We start from the raw sequence: 17,516 nt of genomic DNA, 5'->3' as shown, positions 1-17,516 counted from the left end.
TTAACCACTACGGCTTTTTTGAACAATAGTGATGACATTATGATGTATACCAATTCAATGCATTTGAGCAAAGCGTTACGCTTGAAGGGCGTGCTTGTCGCTGTGCTGACCGCGACTTTCGTTTCGCAGTCTTCAAGCGTGTTGGCAGCGGCTTTGTCGCTAGAGCAAGCACAGCAGCTTGCTATTTCTGAAGATCCTAACCTTAAAGGCAATACTTACAGGCAACAAGCCCTTAAAAGTGAACAATACGCATCGGCGTATTGGGCTAATCCGCAGCTTTCAACCTCTATACAAAACCTGCCTACAGACGGTTTTTCGCTTGACCAAGAGCCAATGACACAATTCAAAGTGGGTATAAAACAGCAGTTGCCTCGAGGCGATGTTAATGCACTCAACTATCAAAAACTCGCAGTAATGACTCGGCAAGTAGACACGCAGAGTGCCGCACGACTGGCATCACTGAAAAAAACGGTTTCACTGATATGGTTGGATTGGTACTACGCTAATGAACGGCTCGCGTTACTTAAGCAAGAAGATCAGTTACTCAAGCAACTAATGGACGTTACCGAGTCTCGCTATAGTCAAGGGTTAGGTAAATCGCAGCAAAGCGATATTTTGCAGGTTCGACTGGCACAGCTAACGCTTGAAGACAAATATACTAAGGCGCATCAGGCAATGCTTGAGGCCCGTGCTGCGTTATCGGAATTCTACGGCGCACCTTTATCCTCGGATATGACGCCGGATAATCTGGCTTTAGGTGCATTGTTGTATGGCTATACGCTTGACTTGAGCGACTTGTATCGTGTTGTCAGTGACAGTGAACCCTTTTCATTACTGCAACAGCACCCCGAAGCAAGAGGGTTGCAGCTGCAAAGTGATGCGCAAGCCAAGCAAGTTGACATTGCGCGGGAGCAAACAAAACCACAATGGAGTGTTGATGCGAGTTATGGCTATCGTCAAGATGCCCAAAACGGCGCAAGTCGCGCGGATTTCGTTTCTCTTGGGGTGCAGGTAGATTTGCCTTACTTTACTAGACCAAAACAAGACGCCGATGTTGCCGCGGCTGTCTCTAGAGTCAATGCTCTAAAGACTGACTTTCGTTTGAAAGTGAATCAATTAGCGTCACAAGCGCAAATGCTTAAAGTGCGCTTGGCTTCTTTGTCTCAGCGCAAAGCACTTTATGAAAATGGGCTAACCAATGAAGTCGAAGGGCTTGCGCAGACTTTGCTCTCTGCTTATACCGCAGATACCGCCAACTTCAGCGAAGTGGTTCAAGCTCACCTTCGCCAAATTCAAGTTCAAGATTCATTACTTGCCATTCATGTTGAAGAGGCCAAAACGCTGGCGTCTTTGATTTATTTATACGCGCCTTCATTGGAAGCCTCAAATCATAACGCTACGGAGTTAAATCATGAATACTAAATCAACCGTTCGCGCGTTGTTTTTAGGCATATTAATAGGTGCAGTTCTAAGCGGTAGCATCTGGTTTACTTTTCTAAAACCTATGGATGAACATAGTAGTGAAGGCGAAGCGGCTAACGATAGTGATGCGCCTTTGTATTGGGTTGCGCCAATGGATGACAGTTACCGCAGAGATAAGCCCGGCAAATCACCGATGGGAATGGATCTGGTCCCTGTATACGCAGACGCTAACACTGACAGCGCTACTGAGCGTTCGCCAGGTGTTGTTATGATATCGCCTCAAGTACAGCAAAATATGGGGGTGAAAACTGCGCCAGTAGAGGTTGGGCAACTCGATTCAAGTGTGACTTCAGTGGGGACTGTGGTATACGATGAAGATGAAATAACACACATTCACCCACGAGTTGAAGGCTGGATAGACACCCTACACATCAAGTCACAGGGCGATGTCGTAAAAGCAGGTCAGCCTTTATATACCTTGTATTCTCCTGAACTCGTGAACGCACAAGAGGAGTATGTGCTTGCACTTAAACGCAACGATCGAAGGTTAATAGAAGGCGCAGAGCAACGCCTTAGCGCGTTGGCCTTGAATCGCTCTTTCATTGAAAAGCTTAAAAAAACGCAAAAAATATCGCAATCGGTTACCTTTAACGCACCCCAAAGCGGTGTAGTAGAGGCATTGGCTATTCGGGAAGGTTTCTTTGTTCAGCCTGGCACCACCATGATGAGTATCGCAAAGCTGGAAAGTGTGTGGGTGCTAGCGGATATACCTGAAATGTATGCAAACCAAGTGAGTATAGGCGATAGCGCAGAGGTCAATTTAGATTATTTGCCGGGGCAAACCTATTACGGCGAAGTAGACTATATTTACCCGTCGCTGTCAGCAGTAACCCGCACATTGAAGGTGCGCATCGCACTATCAAACCCCGATTCTAGGTTGAAGCCAAATATGTTCGCGACTGTGTTGGTGAAACCTCAACATGAACACGTTGGACTATTGGTGCCTAAAAGTGCAGTAATTCGAACCGCCGCGAATACAAGAGTTGTCGTTGCTGATGATAACGGCCAATTCAAATCTATCGCCGTTAAGCTAGGCCAGCACGACTCGCAATTTTACACCGTGACGGAAGGGTTATTGCCTGGAGATAATGTAGTGATTTCTGCACAGTTTTTAATTGATGCAGAATCATCAAAAGACAGTGACTTTATGCGTATGCAAGCGCCAGAACATCAAGCGACGACAACAGGAGAAATAGAAGAAATTGTCGTAAATGATGAGTCAGTATCGTTTATGACTATAGCACGAGGACCCATTGAAAAATGGGGTAGAGGGCCTGCCACTATGTCCTTTGCGCTATCACCGCATATTGACCCAACTTCATTCAGTGAAGGAATGAAAGTCACCTTTACCTTTGTAACGGGTGAAGAATTTGTTGTCATTGATATGCGTCCTTTAGAAGACGCCAATACATCTGTTCATCAACACCATGCGGAAATGAACCATGATTGAATCAGTCATTAGATGGTCAGTCACCAACCGAGTCATGGTGTTGTTATGCGCAGTAATGTTGAGTATTGCTGGCGTATGGGCGGTCAAGCAAACGCCAGTTGATGCAATACCTGATCTTTCGGACGTTCAGGTAATTGTCAAAGTCAGTTATCCGGGGCAGTCTCCTCAGGTGGTAGAAGATCAGGTAACGTTCCCTTTAACATCAGCATTAATGTCGGTGCCGGGCGCAACGACTGTGCGTGGTTATTCGTTCTTCGGTGATGCTTATATTTACGTCATCTTTGATGATGACACCGACATGTACTGGGCGAGAAGTCGCGTGCTCGAATACCTTAGTCAGGCCGCCCCGACTTTGCCTGAAGGCGTTACTCCACAACTTGGTCCAGACGCTACTGGGGTGGGTTGGGTCTATATCTACGCCCTTCAAAATGAAGCCAATGCCAAAACTCCACTTGATTTAGGAGAGCTTCGCTCGCTGCAAGATTGGTTTTTGAAGTATGAGTTACAGTCGGTAGAAGGGGTCTCTGAAGTGGCAACGGTTGGCGGTATGGTGAAGCAGTATCAGGTTATTGTGAGTCCTGAAAAACTGCGCGCTTTTAACATTATGCCTTCAGCAATCGAGCAAGCTCTTAAACGGGGAAACCGTGCAACGGGAGCATCGGTTATAGAAATGGCCGAGGCTGAGTACATGGTCACCGCGCAAAACTATATCGGACAAATAAGTGATATAGAAGCCATTCCAACAGGGGTGTTTGAAAATGGAGTGAGTATTAATATTGGCGACGTGGCTAATGTGGTTGAAGCTCCATTGATGCGTCGTGGCATTGCAGAACTCAATGGTGAAGGAGAGGCTGTGGGCGGCATCATTGTGATGCGCTACTCAGAGAATGCAAAAGCCACAATCGACGCAGTTAAAGCGAAACTGGCAAGTTTATCGGCGAGTTTGCCTGAAGGTGTAACGCTTGTGCCGGTTTACGACCGCTCAACGCTTATTGATAATGCGGTAGACACACTCTTTGACAAACTAATAGAAGAATTAATTGTTGTTGGGTTAGTGTGCCTAGTCTTTTTGTTTCATGTTCGCTCTTCGTTGGTGGCGATGATAAGTCTCCCTATTGGGATACTTAGTGCGTTCATTATCATGAAATTACAAGGGCTCAACGCTAATATTATGTCCCTTGGCGGTATTGCTATTGCCATCGGTGCCATGGTTGATGGGGCGATAGTTGTAGTCGAGAATTTACATAAGCACTTGCATCAATATGTGTCTTATGAAGAAGCAAAAGGGACAAAATCAGGTTCGCTTTCTGCACAACAGCGCTGGAAAATAGTCATACAATCAACGTCAGAAGTGGGGCCTGCGTTATTCTTTTCACTGCTTATTATCACGGTGTCCTTCGTACCCGTTTTTGCACTAGAGGCGCAGGAGGGGAGGCTCTTTTCACCGTTGGCATATACTAAAACCTATGCCATGGCAGCGGCGGCTGCACTCGCAATCACACTCGTGCCAGTATTAGCTGGCTATTTTGTGCGAGGCACTATTAAGTCAGAGCAACAAAACCCTATTAATCGATTGTTGGTGGGGATGTATAAGCCTGCGCTTAACCTAGTTTTGCGCTTCCCGCGCAGTGCACTCGTGGGGGCGGTGCTGGTTTTACTTTCATCCCTGTGGCCATTAAGTCATCTGGGCAGCGAATTTATGCCCGAACTCGACGAAGGTGACTTAATGTATATGCCCACGACTTATCCTGGTGTATCCATCGGCAAAGCACGTGAGCTGCTTCAACAAACGGATAAGCTGATTGCTACCTTGCCAGAGGTTAAAAGTGTATTTGGTAAAGTAGGGCGAGCGGATACGGCCACAGACCCTGCACCGCTTACTATGATTGAAACGTTCATTCAGCTTAAGCCAAAATCACAATGGCGGGACGGTATGACCACACAAAAGCTGAAGGATGAACTCAATGCACTTGTACAGTTTCCGGGCCTAACGAATGCGTGGGTTATGCCAATTAAAACTCGAATTGATATGTTGGCGACAGGGATAAAAACCCCAGTTGGCATAAAGGTGGCTGGGCCTAAACTGGATGTAATCGAAGAAATAGGGCAACAAATAGAGCAACTATTACCTAATGTTGAGCACACCGCTTCGGTTTACGCAGAACGAGTAGTGGGCGGGCGCTATATTGATGTGCAAGTGCATCGCGATAAGGCCGCAATGTATGGGATGAGTATCGACGATGTGCACAATATTATTGGTAATACTATTGGCGGACGTGCTATTACACGGTCGGTTGAAGGACGCGAACGCTATCCAGTGAGCATGCGTTTTCCTCAACACTATCGCGATACCCCTGAAGCGTTGGCGGCATTACCTTTTGTGACACCAAGCAGTGTTCATACTACCTTAGGAAGCGTGGCAACAATTGAAGTTACCAAAGGACCTGCGGGAATAAAGAGTGAAAATGCGCGATTAAATGGTTGGATATTTATCGACATAGACGACAGTGATTTAGGTGGTTATGTTGAGCGTGCTAAAGCCTATTTGAACGACAACCTCGTTCTACCTGCAGGTTATTCTCTGTCGTGGGCGGGTCAGTTTGAATACTTGGCGCGAGCTAAAGCCAAGCTTTCTGTCGTAATCCCAATAACACTAGCGATTATTTGTCTATTACTTTACATGGCGTTTAATCGCCTAAAAGACGTATTGTTGATTTTAGCGACGTTACCGTTAGCGTTGGTAGGCAGTATTTGGCTACTCTATGGCTTGAATTTCAATTTGTCTGTGGCGGTGGGAGTTGGTTTTATCGCGTTGGCAGGGGTTGCTGTTGAAATAGGCGTGATCATGTTGGTTTATCTTAATCAGCACGTAACAGAAGTCTCTCGTGCTGATGAAGGTGATGTGGGTGTTTCAATGAATTCGCGAATACAAGCGGCTATTGTTCACGCTGCTACCATGCGTTTGCGCCCTGTATTAATGACATCGTTTTCCATCATTATTGGTTTGTTACCCGTGTTATACGCAACGGGTACGGGAAGTGAGGTCATGCAACGCATTGCAGCGCCCATGGTGGGGGGAATGCTCAGTGCGTTAGTGTTAACGTTGTTGGTTTTGCCCGCGGCGTACTATTTATTAGTACGCCAGCGAGACTAGTACGCCAACGGGCGTAACGTCATATCAGCATTTTAATTAGTGAGCAGCAGCGTAGTCTTCTACCTGCTGCCACACGCGTAATAGATTACCGCTGAGTATTTTTTCAATATCTTGGCGCTCATAACCTCTATCAAGCAATCCTTGAACAAGATTTGGAAAACTTGCCACATCCTTAAGACCGATAGGCAGTGAGTCGCCTACACCATCGTAGTCAGAGCCTATACCTACATGGTCAACGCCTACGAGTTTCACCACATGATCTATGTGGTCGAGTACTTCATCTAGCGTTGAATATGGGTAGGGCACTTTCTTGCGGTAGTCTTCATCAAAAGTTGCGAGTTTAGGGCTGTCTTCACCCTCTTTTTCAATCAGCGCTTTGCGCGCATTCGTTAGCCCAGTGCGCCATTGACCGGCAGCTTTTGTCACAAAACTCGAGCCAAAGTTGATCATGATTACACCACCGTTTTTGCCAAGCGCTTTAATCATGTCATCATCCATGTTGCGCTCAAAGCCTGGTGTAAAGCGTCGCAATGATGAGTGAGAGGCAATAACGGGGGTCTTCGTTATCTCAATCACTTGATAAAAAGCATCGTCAGAAACGTGAGAGATATCCAACATGATTCCAATGTTATTCATCTCTGTGACGAGGGTTTTACCAAAGGGACTTAAACCTTTCCACTTGCGGCGCAGATCATACGACGAGTCGGAGATATGGTTAGCTTGGCTATGGGCAAGGGTAATATAACGAATACCACGCTCATAAAAGTCGTTTAGGTTTGCCAGGTCGCCTTGAATAGGAGATCCATTTTCCATACCCATAGGCAGAGAAATCAGCCCTTTTTCAAATTGCATTTTCACCTGTGATGGGCTTTTCGCTATCGCGAATTTATCAGGTGCACGGGCAACAATGGCTTCAACAGAGTCGATGAGTTCATGGGCAAGTTGTGTTGATTCAGGTGAATTATCTAAGCTCGCCGGTACGTATATGCTCATAAAGGGGGCGTTTAGTCCGCCTTCAACTGCACGAGGATAATCGAAGTCACCACCCTCAGTCGCTTTGGTTACATCAACCCATTTCTCTTTGACGCGATAGGGAACATCAATATGTCCATCAACAATTATCGTTTCTTTAGCAATGTTTTTTGCTTGTTGTGAGGCTGAATACGTTTTGGTTTCTTCAGAAAGCGTAAATGTGCTGAACAATGCCGTGATGGCTAAAGCACACGTAGAAAGTGGGAAGCGCCCCTTCATAGTTAAATTCCTTGTTTTATCGATTGCTTTGCAGATTTTCATCGCATGTGTCATGTGAAGGACAGTCGAAAGAGTAAATCATAATCACAAACGCCACAATGGGGTAGGCGCGGGTTATGACACTGTAGCGAGTAAGAGTACTGTACTCTGTCTCTCGCGAGTAAGTTTGGTCCCTTTTAAGTGAATTTGGTCTCCTTTAGGTAAGTTTGTCTATTTTTGCAGCACTTGTGCTCATTCACCTAAATTTTACATTGCAATAAAAATTTAAAACTTGTTATGGTGAAGACTGCGTGACTTCATTGCGTTAATGCGTAATACTCCTGAGCGCTCCGCCCAATATCGATATGAATGAATCGATGACAGACTCGACTCTGTGGGGCCAACGTAATTTTAAGTGGTACCCGCCCTCTTTTCATTATTAGCCGGGACCACAGCAAACAAGTATGAGAAATAAATATGGCTATGAATTTTGTACCGCTAGATAAAGAAAAGCATAAAGACCTAAAAATTGCGGTAACGTCTTCTTTCAGCTTCGCTAAGGGTACTCACCTTGCGGCAGCATCAATTCGTGAATTCGCTCAATTGGCATCTACAATGCCATTGGTGTTTATTGAAGACACCAAAGCGAAGCGTCACCACGTTGTGACCATGCTTGGTTTAGAGCAAGGTCAAAACTTGTTCCTAACAGGTGACAACTGGAAAGGTCCACACGTACCAATGAACATCCTTCGCTATCCGTTTGATGTTCGCCCTGACGGCGACAAGCTTGGTGTATTCATTGACGAAAACACAGAGCTAGCGTCTGATGAAGGTCAGCCACTATTTACCGCCGAAGGTGAAGCGTCTGAATTCTTGGCAAATCGTCAGAAATTCTTGTCAGACCTTGCAAACAGTGAAATGCTGACTCAGCGTTTTGTTGACAAAGTGGTTGAGCTGGACCTACTTGATCCAATTCAAATTCGTCTAACTTACCAAGACGGCAAGCAGCGCAATGTAACAGGCATGATGAGCATCAACGAGAAGAAGTTGCTTGAACTGCCTGACGACCAAGTACTAGAGCTACATAAAGCCGGTTTCCTTGGTGCACTTTATGCGGTAATGATGTCAATTGGCCAACTGAACCGTTTGGTTGAGTTGTCAAATGACACAGAAAACCCAATTCGCAGCATGCAGCTTTCTGCAGTGAATGCACAAGCTCAACAAGCTACTGGCGAAGAAGCGCCAAGCGCGTAAATTGCTCGCAAAATTGAATAGAAAAACCCGCGTAAAAGCGGGTTTTTTGTATCTGCTACTTCTGTTCAGATTTCGTCATTTTCCATTCAGAATTCGTTAAGTTTTAATTGTTTATCTTTGTTCCTGTTTCCAACACACTACTTTTTAGGACAAGACATGGATATCAAAACAAACTCATTTAAGACGGCGCTTACTGCACTTTCTATTGCTGCTGCTTCCATTTTCAGTGCTTCAACGTCTTTCGCTGCTACGCAAAATGAAGTACAAATTTTCGCAGCCGATTTTGAAGGTGTTGACGACAACCTGTATGGCGCGTCGTACACGCGATACCTAGATACAGTAAAAGGAAATTCTGGCGCTTATTTGATTAACCCTTACTTACAACGCGTTTCAAGCGTATCGGGTAGTTATGCCAACGTTGACGGAATCGATTTTTTCTCTTTGGGCTCGACTTACTACTTAAACAAAGAGTGGATGATTGATATCAGTGGTACGCATAGCAGAAACGACATTGGCTCGGTAGATAACGACAATACCAATATTGATTTCCGCGTAGGCTTTAACCTCACGCGGGAATGGCAAATTGGTGCAGGGTTAAATTACACGCACTCAAGTATTGAAGGTCGCTTTGACGATGTAATTGTTGACGACAGTGAAAGCGACACCGCTGCACTGGCCTTTACTCGTTACACCACCGTTGGCAAATCTGGCACCGGCTGGGATTTAATGGCGCAGTATGTGGCAGGTGATGCCGACGTAATAGAAACCAGCGCGCGCTATTTCTTTAGTCCTCAGTTAAGTGTTGGCGGGGCTTATAGTTATGTAAACGCACCAAGTGGTTTCGATGACATTCAAACCGCAAGCGTTGAAGTTGATTACTGGTTCAATGAACAATTCTCAGTTAAGGCCAGTTATGAAACCGATATAGACAGCGATGTAACCGCAGACGTTGCCTTACTCAGTGCTTCGTATCGTTTCTAGGCCTGTAACTCGATTCCTCTATCAAGGAGCATGGTTAACGTGCTCCTTTTCTTTTTCCACAAGACTTAATTCTTTGTCAGCCCGCTAAGCAACTTTTTTTGCGACTTTTTTACCGTCATTCGTCGATTAATTTCTAACGCATCCAGCTTTCTAGTCCCAATAGTGATTTTTTTTACACGCCTAATCATAGACTTCCTAAAACTACTGTTTATCCAAACAGTATAAAGCCAGTAAATACGCGGCTTACACGGCACTTTTCTACTTGACAGTGGGGATCATTGATACCTAAACTGTATCTCAGTGGGTAAATGTGGCGAATTGTGGATCAAATCATCATCACTTTGCAGATTAGTACTCAAATAATAAGAAAACCAAGAGCAAATAATAAAAGGCTAGGGGAATGTTCCGCGGCGCTAACGCAATCAATCTGGATACAAAAGGCAGACTGGCTATACCGACGAAGTATCGTCAGTCGCTGCTGGATGATTGTCAGGGACAACTAGTCTGCACAGTCGATACACAACAAAGTTGTTTGCTACTTTACCCACTTCCCGAATGGGAAGAGATTGAACTTAAGCTCATTAAGCTTTCAAGCATGATCCCAGCGGAGCGCAGAATGCAGCGCTTGCTACTTGGTCATGCATCAGAAGGTGAAATGGATAAAAGCGGACGTATTCTTATTCCTACTCCACTGCGCGCACACGCGAAACTATCAAAAGAAGTCATGTTGGTTGGTCAGTTAAACAAATTTGAGATTTGGGATGCCGAGGTATGGGCACAACAAATCGAGGTTGATATCGACACCGAACGCAAGGGCGAATTTGAACTTACCGAACGATTACAGGACTTCTCTCTATGACACAGCCAAGCGAATTTAAACATATTTCAGTACTGCTTGACGAATGTATTGACGCTTTGGCGATTAAACCTGATGGCATTTACGTAGACGCTACATTTGGACGCGGTGGTCATTCAGCGCACATCCTTGCTTCACTTGGTGAAAATGGTCAACTCATTGCGTTCGACCGCGATCCTCAGGCAATAAAAGCCGCTGAGCGTTTTGCTGACGACGCACGCTTTCGCATTATCCATTCGCCTTTTGGTGATATGGCAGAAGAGATTGAAGCTTTGGGCCTGACAGGCAAAATCGATGGTGTGTTGATGGATTTAGGCGTGTCGTCACCACAATTAGATGATGCAGAGCGAGGCTTTAGTTTTCTTCGAGATGGACCTTTGGACATGCGCATGGATACCTCTAAAGGACAGAGCGCTGCGCAGTGGTTGGCAAGTGCCGAAGAACAAGACATCGCGCAAGTGATCAAAGAGTTCGGGGAAGAGAAATTTGGTAAGCGTATCGCTCATGCTATTGTAAATACGCGAGAAGAAACGCCCATCACACGTACCGCACAGCTAGCGAAAATTATTGATGAAGCTGTACCCGTAAAAGATAAATTTAAGCACCCTGCTACGCGTGCATTTCAAGGCATCCGTATATACATTAATGCAGAGCTTGAGCAGTTGCGTGTGGGTCTAAAGGCGGCAACTCAGGTTCTAGCGAAAGAAGGCCGTTTGGCCGTGATCTCGTTTCATTCCCTTGAAGATCGTTTAGTAAAACGTTTCATTAAAGAGCAAAGCAAAGGCAAAGCTGTACCGCATAATTTACCAATCACGCAGGCCGAAATTGACGCCGATAAAGTGTTAAAAGCGCTGGGCAAAGCAATCAAACCATCAGAGCAGGAGATTGCGAACAACGTTCGCTCTCGCAGTTCCGTATTGCGGGTGGCAGAAAAACTATGACCAAGCAGCGCGCTGATAAATCCAGCACGAACTTTAGCTTACTGCTGATTATTGTTTCAGATTTGACCCGCAACAAGTTGCGGGTTTTGTTGTATTTAATGGTTATTGTAAGTGGCATGGCGGTGATCTTAAGTAGTCATCACAATCGACAGCAAGTGATCGCACTGGAAGACTTGATGCAAGAGAAAGACGAGCTAGATGTAGAGTGGCGTAATCTTGTGTTAGAGCAGCGTGCGCTCACCGAACATAATCGCATTGAAACCTTGGTTGAAAAGCAGCTAGAAATGTATCGCCCGACTGCTGACGATGAAGTTGTAGTGAGGTTGAAATGAGTTTAACTGAATCGGCACAGTCGCTTAATAAGCCTCGCGCATCAAACCGCAGCGGTAATCGCACTAAGCAATCTGGCGCTAAACAAAATGTCACACCTAGCTTAGTGCACTGGCGTTTTATTGTGGTATTGGTGGTCATTATTGCCGTGTTTGGTGTGCTTGCCTCACGCGCTGCTTACATCCAAGTTATCGAACCCGATAAGCTTATTCAGCAAGGCGATAGTCGTACGCTACGTACCCGAAATATGCCCACTTACCGCGGACTTATTACCGACAGAAACGGCGTAGAGTTAGCGGTAAGCGTACCAGTACGCGCTATTTATGCCGACCCGAAAATTATTCACGACAACAACGGATTTAGTGAGCAACGCCGCTGGGAAGCGCTTGCAGATGTGCTGCGTCAAGACGTTAACGAATTAAAAGAAAAAGTGGCTAATCCCAAGCGCCGCTTTGTGTACTTGCAACGACAAGTGTCGCCCGCAATGGCCGAGTATGTTGATAAGCTCGATATTCCTGGTATTTATCTTCGCAGAGAGAGCCGCCGCTATTACCCCACGGGGGAAGTGTCAGCGCAGCTAATCGGAGTGACCGATGTTGATGATACTGGCGTTGAGGGGCTTGAGCGCATGTATAACGAGTGGCTAACGGGCACGCCAGGCTCTCGTAAAATTCGTCGTGATGCTAAGGGACGCCAAGTCGAAATTCTAGAAATGAAATCTGGCGAAAAAGCAGGTGACCTTCAGCTATCTATCGATCAGCGTATTCAGGCGCTTGCGTATAAAGAAATTAAAGAAGCGATGATTTACTATCAATCAAGCTCGGCGTCAGCCATTGTGATTGATGTTAAAACTGGCGATGTATTGGCTATGGTGAATGCACCATCGTTTAATCCTAATGACAGAAGTGATATTTCGCCCCATCGCATGCGTAATCGCGTGATAACCGATGCCTTTGAGCCGGGTTCGTCACTCAAACCTCTTGCAGTATTAACTGCATTGGAGTTCGGTGAAGTTGAACCTGAAGACACTGTCGATACCTATCCTGGTTGGATGCGCTTAGGCGGTAGCCTAGTAAAAGATACCCGCAACTATGGTGAGTTGACGCTAGAAGAAATTATTCAGCATTCATCCAACATGGGAACATCAAAATTGGCGCTATCTGTGCCAAAGCAATTTCTACTTGATACCTATTACAACATGGGACTGATGAGCGACACCGGACTTAACATGGCCGGCGAGAGTAGTGGTATTTTCCACGAGCGCAGTCGCTGGTCCGAATTTGAGCTTGCAACCTTGTCTTTTGGCTATGGCATATCGGTGACCACGGCACAGCTGGGTAGACTTTATGCCACGTTAGCCAACGGTGGTATTAAAACACCGCTCAATATCATTAAATCACCTAAGCAACCGTCATGGCAGGCGCAAGCTGAGCGCGTGATAAGCGAAGAAAACGCCAAAGCGATTGTGCAAATGATGGAAAGTGTTACGCAACGAGGCGGTACCGCAACCAAAGCGGCGGTTCCAGGCTACCGAGTGGCAGGTAAAACAGGTACGAGTAGGAAAGCGGTTGCAGGTGGCTATGGTGAAGAGTACGTCAATATCTTTGCCGGTATTGCCCCCGTTTCTGATCCACGCCTAGTAACCATAGTTCTGATCAATGAACCTGGTGGCGACTTGTATCATGCAGGAGATACCGCTGCACCTGTGTTCTCATCCATTATGGGGGGCGCACTGCATATGCTTAATATAGCGCCCGATGACAAGCAAGTCACCTCAAGTAGCCTATTGAAAGGAGGTCAAAGTGGTAGTTAGTGCCTTTATTCAAAGTACACGTGCATTACTCGCGAAATTTGGTATCGACGCACCTGATATTCGCATTGAAGGGCTAACGCTCGATAGCCGAGAAGTGAATACGCGCTTAGCGTTTATCGCCATAAAAGGGCACGAACTAGACGGCCGTGATTTCATTCCGCAAGCAATAAGTTTAGGGGCCCGTGTAATATTGGCGCAAACTGAAGACAGTAGTGCCCACGGACAAATGGAAATGCGTGACCATAGCGTCATTATCTATTTGCACGAACTACCTCAAATGCTCTCTGCCCTCGCTGCGGCCTTTTACGATTATCCTGCACAAAAAATGACGACCGTAGCGGTAACCGGGACAAACGGAAAAACCTCTACAGTTCAATTGCTTACACAGTTAAAGGATGCGCTTGGAACACGGAGCGCCAGTATTGGAACGCTTGGCAGTAGTGTGTTTGAAGGCAGTGAAACGCAATGGAAATCGACACCAGCGGCGAATACAACGCCAGATGCCATACGTATGCAGTACTTGTTGGCAGAGTTTGTGCAAAGTGAAGTCCGTCACACGGCCTTTGAAGCAAGCTCTCATGCACTGGTTCAGGGCCGTTTAGGTACGGTAAAAACAGATATAGCGGTGTTTACAAACCTCACGCGTGATCACCTTGATTATCACGGCACCATGGACGAGTACGGTAGAGCTAAGCGTTTGCTTTTGCAACAACCCGGGTTGTACGCGGTAATACTCAATGCCAATGATGCCGAAAGTGCCAAATGGCATGCGCATGCCGACGATGCAATAACACGGGTATGGACGGGGATTGATGAGGGAAATAGTGAAATCAACGATACTCATAAACAACCTCAGCATCGCCATTGTTTCGCCACAAATGCCACCTATCATTCGTCAGGTTGCGATTTTGATTTGGTAACGTCATGGGGCAACGCAGCGATAACCTTGCCTCTATTCGGTAAATTCAACATCAGTAATGTGTTGAGCGCAATAGGTACATTACTCGCTGAAGGTGAGCGATTTGACGATGTGGTTAACGCGGTCAATGCCATTACGCCTGTACCAGGACGCATGGAAGTATTTGCCGTCAATAATGCCGCCAATATGGTTGTTGATTATGCGCACACCCCAGATGCATTAGAAAAAGTGCTACTGAGCGCCAAATTTCATACGAAAGGCAAAGTGTGGTGTGTATTTGGATGTGGCGGAGACAGAGATAAAGGTAAGCGACCGCTAATGGGGCAGGCTGCCGAGGCTGGCGCAGATGCAATAGTGATAACCACTGACAATAGTAGAAGTGAGGATCCGCAAGCTATTGCCGCTGACATTATCGCCGGGATTAACAATCGTGACTTGGCTGTGTCTATACCGGATAGGGAGCAAGCCATTCGTCATTGCCTGTCACATGCTGATGTTAACGACATCATCATAGTGGCTGGTAAAGGCCACGAAGACTACCAAATTATCGGTGACAAGAAGACTAATTATAATGAACGTGCAGTTGTGGCGCGACTGCAGCAGGAGTACAGCAAATGATAACAACTACGCTGTCATGGATAGCCGAGAAAGTGAATGGAACTCTTTTAGGTGCGTCTGACGATATTGAAGTATCTGCAATTAGCACCGATACGCGAACGATAGAAAGCGGCGCGGTATATTTAGCGTTAAAAGGCCCTAACTTTAATGGCCATGATTTTATATCGCACGCACAAAACGCCGGCGCGAGTGCTGTGATTGCCAGCGAAGAGGTGAATACTATACTACCTGTTATTCGTGTTGAAGACACCAAGCAGGCTTTAGGCATGCTAGGAGCAGCAGTGAAGGCACTGGTTGCACCAAAAACTATAGCAGTTACGGGTAGTAGCGGTAAAACGACGGTAAAAGAAATGTGCGCCTCAATTCTAGAGCGCCGCGGCAATGTGCTGGCGACAAAAGGCAATTTCAATAATGATATTGGGGTTCCACTGACGTTGTTGCGTTTAGAGCCTCACCACGAATTTGCGGTTATGGAGCTTGGCGCCAATCATTTAGGTGAAATCGCCTATACCACCAATTTAGTTAAGCCTGATGTCGCAACCATTGTAAATGCAGCAGCTTCGCACTTAGAAGGTTTTGGCAGCTTGTTGGGCGTGGCACGAGCAAAAAGCGAAATTTTTAAAGGCCTTGGCGACGATGGCGTAGCCATTGTCAATGTAGACAGTCAGTTCGCAGACTTTTGGTTGGGTAAACTAAAACACACCAAGACGCTTACATTCGCCCCAGATCAGAAGAATCCGGCAGATTTTCATGCTGAAGATATCACTATTGGTCTAGATGGCTGTGCGTCATTTCACCTTGTGTGCCCACAAGGTGAAATTGCTATTCAACTTACTATTCCTGGCATTCACAATGTGGGTAATGCGTTGTTATCTGCAGCGCTTACGCTTCAAGTTGGCGCTACGCTGGAAAACGTGCGCGATGGCCTGCTAGCAATGAAACAAGTCAGTGGGCGTCTAAACGTAAAACAGCTCACAGAGCAAGTTCGACTTCTCGATGATACTTACAATGCAAATGTAGCTTCGGTAAACGCGGCAATTGACACACTAAGTAGCTTTTCAGGCATTACAGTGTTGGTGCTTGGCGATATGAAAGAGCTAGGCGAAAAGGCGCGTTATTATCACGAACAAGTAGGAGAGTACGCCAAACAGAAAGGTATCGACTACCTCTACACTATGGGAGTACTAAGTCAGTCAGCAAGCGCTGTGTTCGATGAAAATGGCGGGCATTTTAGCGACGTAGAGAGTTTGTTGGCCGCAATGGAGAGTGATTTGTTAGTGCACCAGCGCGATATTTCAATTTTAGTTAAAGGTTCACGCAGCTCTAAAATGGAGCGCGTGGTAGAGGCGATCGAGGCCTCTACGCTGGGAAAGCTTGATAGCCGTCGGGAGCGTATTGCATGTTAATTTGGCTTGCCGATTGGCTGACTCAATTTGAATCTGGGTTTAACGTATTTTCATACCTTACTTTGCGCGCGATTTTAAGCACGTTGACCGCGCTGCTGATTGCTATTTTGATAGGCCCCAAAATGATCCGCTATCTGCAAACCATGCAGATAGGTCAAACCGTGCGCGATGATGGTCCTCAAAGCCATTTGTCCAAATCGGGAACGCCTACCATGGGCGGGCTACTAATACTCGCGGCTATCGTGGTAAGCGGGCTGTTGTGGGCTGACTTAACTAATCGCTATGTACTTGTTACGTTATTTGTTGTGGTGGCTTATGGGATTATCGGATTCGTAGACGATTACAGAAAAGTCATCCGCAAAGACTCGAAAGGCCTTATTGCTCGCTGGAAGTATTTTTGGCAGTCAGTTGTCGCACTTGGTGTCGCTTTTTTCCTGTACAGTAGCGCGACCTTAAGCGCAGAGACTTCACTGTTAGTCCCGTTTTTTAAGGAAGTTTTCCCGCAACTTGGGGCGTTCTTTATCATCATTACCTACTTTGCCATTGTAGGAACAAGCAACGCGGTAAATCTGACGGATGGATTAGACGGGTTAGCCATCGTGCCTACCATTTTAGTAGCGGGCGCATTTGCTATTTTCGCTTATGTTACGGGGAATGCGAATTTCGCCGCTTACCTTAATATTCCGCACATTCCACTTACTAGTGAGCTTGTTATTGTATGTACCGCAATGGTGGGGGCTGGCCTAGGATTTCTGTGGTTTAACACATACCCTGCTCAGGTATTTATGGGCGATGTAGGCTCACTTGCGCTCGGGGGAACTTTGGGTGTATTAGCAGTGTTGGTGCGCCAAGAACTGGTACTTATCATTATGGGTGGTGTTTTCGTAATGGAAACACTGTCGGTTATCTTGCAGGTGGGCTCATATAAGTTACGTGGTCAGCGTATTTTCAGAATGGCGCCTATTCATCATCACTATGAGTTAAAAGGATGGCCAGAACCGCGGGTAATCGTGCGTTTTTGGATCATATCCATCATTTTGGTGCTAGTTGGACTAGCAACGTTGAAACTGAGATAAGGTTAT

The 17,516-nt window shown here is 46.1% G+C and carries 13 protein-coding genes; 12 read left to right on the top strand and 1 reads right to left on the bottom strand.

The features are described 5' to 3' along the window. The first annotated feature begins 39 nt into the window (after positions 1-39). The 3 genes from LHL20_RS02515 to LHL20_RS02505 are packed head-to-tail and all read left to right on the top strand — an operon-like array spanning position 40 to position 6,086. Positions 40-1,422 (top strand): TolC family protein, encoded by a 1,383-nt coding sequence (locus tag LHL20_RS02515; protein WP_226432131.1) that lies wholly within the window; start codon positions 40-42, stop codon positions 1,420-1,422. Further along, complete coding sequence (locus LHL20_RS02510; RefSeq protein ID WP_226432130.1) at positions 1,412-2,932, top strand: efflux RND transporter periplasmic adaptor subunit; 1,521 nt, start codon at positions 1,412-1,414, stop codon at positions 2,930-2,932. The genes LHL20_RS02515 and LHL20_RS02510 overlap by 11 nt, the downstream gene beginning before the upstream one ends. After that, positions 2,925-6,086, top strand: a complete 3,162-nt coding sequence (locus tag LHL20_RS02505) for an efflux RND transporter permease subunit (RefSeq protein WP_226432129.1) — start codon at positions 2,925-2,927, stop codon at positions 6,084-6,086. The genes LHL20_RS02510 and LHL20_RS02505 overlap by 8 nt, the downstream gene beginning before the upstream one ends. A 36-nt stretch (positions 6,087-6,122) precedes the next feature. Here LHL20_RS02505 and LHL20_RS02500 read toward each other — a convergent pair whose 3' ends face one another. Next, positions 6,123-7,337: a dipeptidase gene (locus LHL20_RS02500; RefSeq protein ID WP_226432128.1), complete on the bottom strand. Its 1,215-nt coding sequence runs from the start codon at positions 7,335-7,337 to the stop codon at positions 6,123-6,125. Positions 7,338-7,793: 456 nt separating this feature from the next. On the opposite strand from LHL20_RS02500, the gene LHL20_RS02495 reads away from it, so the two are divergent. From LHL20_RS02495 to mraY, 9 genes are all read left to right on the top strand, one after another. Then, positions 7,794-8,570, top strand: a complete 777-nt coding sequence (locus LHL20_RS02495) for a SapC family protein (protein WP_159626807.1) — start codon at positions 7,794-7,796, stop codon at positions 8,568-8,570. 156 nt (positions 8,571-8,726) lie between these two features. After that, the gene (locus LHL20_RS02490; protein ID WP_226432127.1) at positions 8,727-9,551 is read left to right on the top strand and encodes a putative porin; all 825 of its coding nucleotides are present in this window, start codon (positions 8,727-8,729) and stop codon (positions 9,549-9,551) included. Between the two features lie 400 nt (positions 9,552-9,951). Continuing rightward, on the top strand, positions 9,952-10,410 hold the full coding sequence (gene mraZ / locus LHL20_RS02485; RefSeq protein ID WP_159626811.1) for a division/cell wall cluster transcriptional repressor MraZ: 459 nt from the start codon (positions 9,952-9,954) through the stop codon (positions 10,408-10,410). Beyond that, on the top strand, positions 10,407-11,348 hold the full coding sequence (gene rsmH, locus LHL20_RS02480; protein WP_226432126.1) for a 16S rRNA (cytosine(1402)-N(4))-methyltransferase RsmH: 942 nt from the start codon (positions 10,407-10,409) through the stop codon (positions 11,346-11,348). Before mraZ ends, rsmH begins: the two co-directional genes overlap by 4 nt. Then, entirely contained in the window at positions 11,345-11,680 is a 336-nt protein-coding gene (gene ftsL, locus LHL20_RS02475) for a cell division protein FtsL (RefSeq protein ID WP_159626815.1), read from the top strand. The genes rsmH and ftsL overlap by 4 nt, the downstream gene beginning before the upstream one ends. Further along, entirely contained in the window at positions 11,677-13,491 is a 1,815-nt protein-coding gene (locus LHL20_RS02470; protein WP_226432125.1) for a penicillin-binding transpeptidase domain-containing protein, read from the top strand. Before ftsL ends, LHL20_RS02470 begins: the two co-directional genes overlap by 4 nt. Next, positions 13,481-15,028 carry a UDP-N-acetylmuramoyl-L-alanyl-D-glutamate--2,6-diaminopimelate ligase gene (locus LHL20_RS02465; RefSeq protein WP_226432124.1) on the top strand — a complete coding sequence of 516 codons (1,548 nt, stop codon included), beginning with the start codon at positions 13,481-13,483 and terminating at the stop codon, positions 15,026-15,028. Before LHL20_RS02470 ends, LHL20_RS02465 begins: the two co-directional genes overlap by 11 nt. Then, the gene (locus LHL20_RS02460) at positions 15,025-16,434 is read left to right on the top strand and encodes a UDP-N-acetylmuramoyl-tripeptide--D-alanyl-D-alanine ligase (RefSeq protein ID WP_226432123.1); all 1,410 of its coding nucleotides are present in this window, start codon (positions 15,025-15,027) and stop codon (positions 16,432-16,434) included. The genes LHL20_RS02465 and LHL20_RS02460 overlap by 4 nt, the downstream gene beginning before the upstream one ends. Next, positions 16,428-17,510 carry a phospho-N-acetylmuramoyl-pentapeptide-transferase gene (gene mraY / locus LHL20_RS02455; RefSeq protein ID WP_202262249.1) on the top strand — a complete coding sequence of 361 codons (1,083 nt, stop codon included), beginning with the start codon at positions 16,428-16,430 and terminating at the stop codon, positions 17,508-17,510. The genes LHL20_RS02460 and mraY overlap by 7 nt, the downstream gene beginning before the upstream one ends. Positions 17,511-17,516 lie beyond the last annotated feature (6 nt).

The sequence above is a fragment of the Alteromonas sp. McT4-15 genome (assembly GCF_020515205.1).
Taxonomy (GTDB): Bacteria; Pseudomonadota; Gammaproteobacteria; order Enterobacterales; family Alteromonadaceae; genus Alteromonas.
This window is presented reverse-complemented; position numbering and strand designations above follow the sequence as displayed.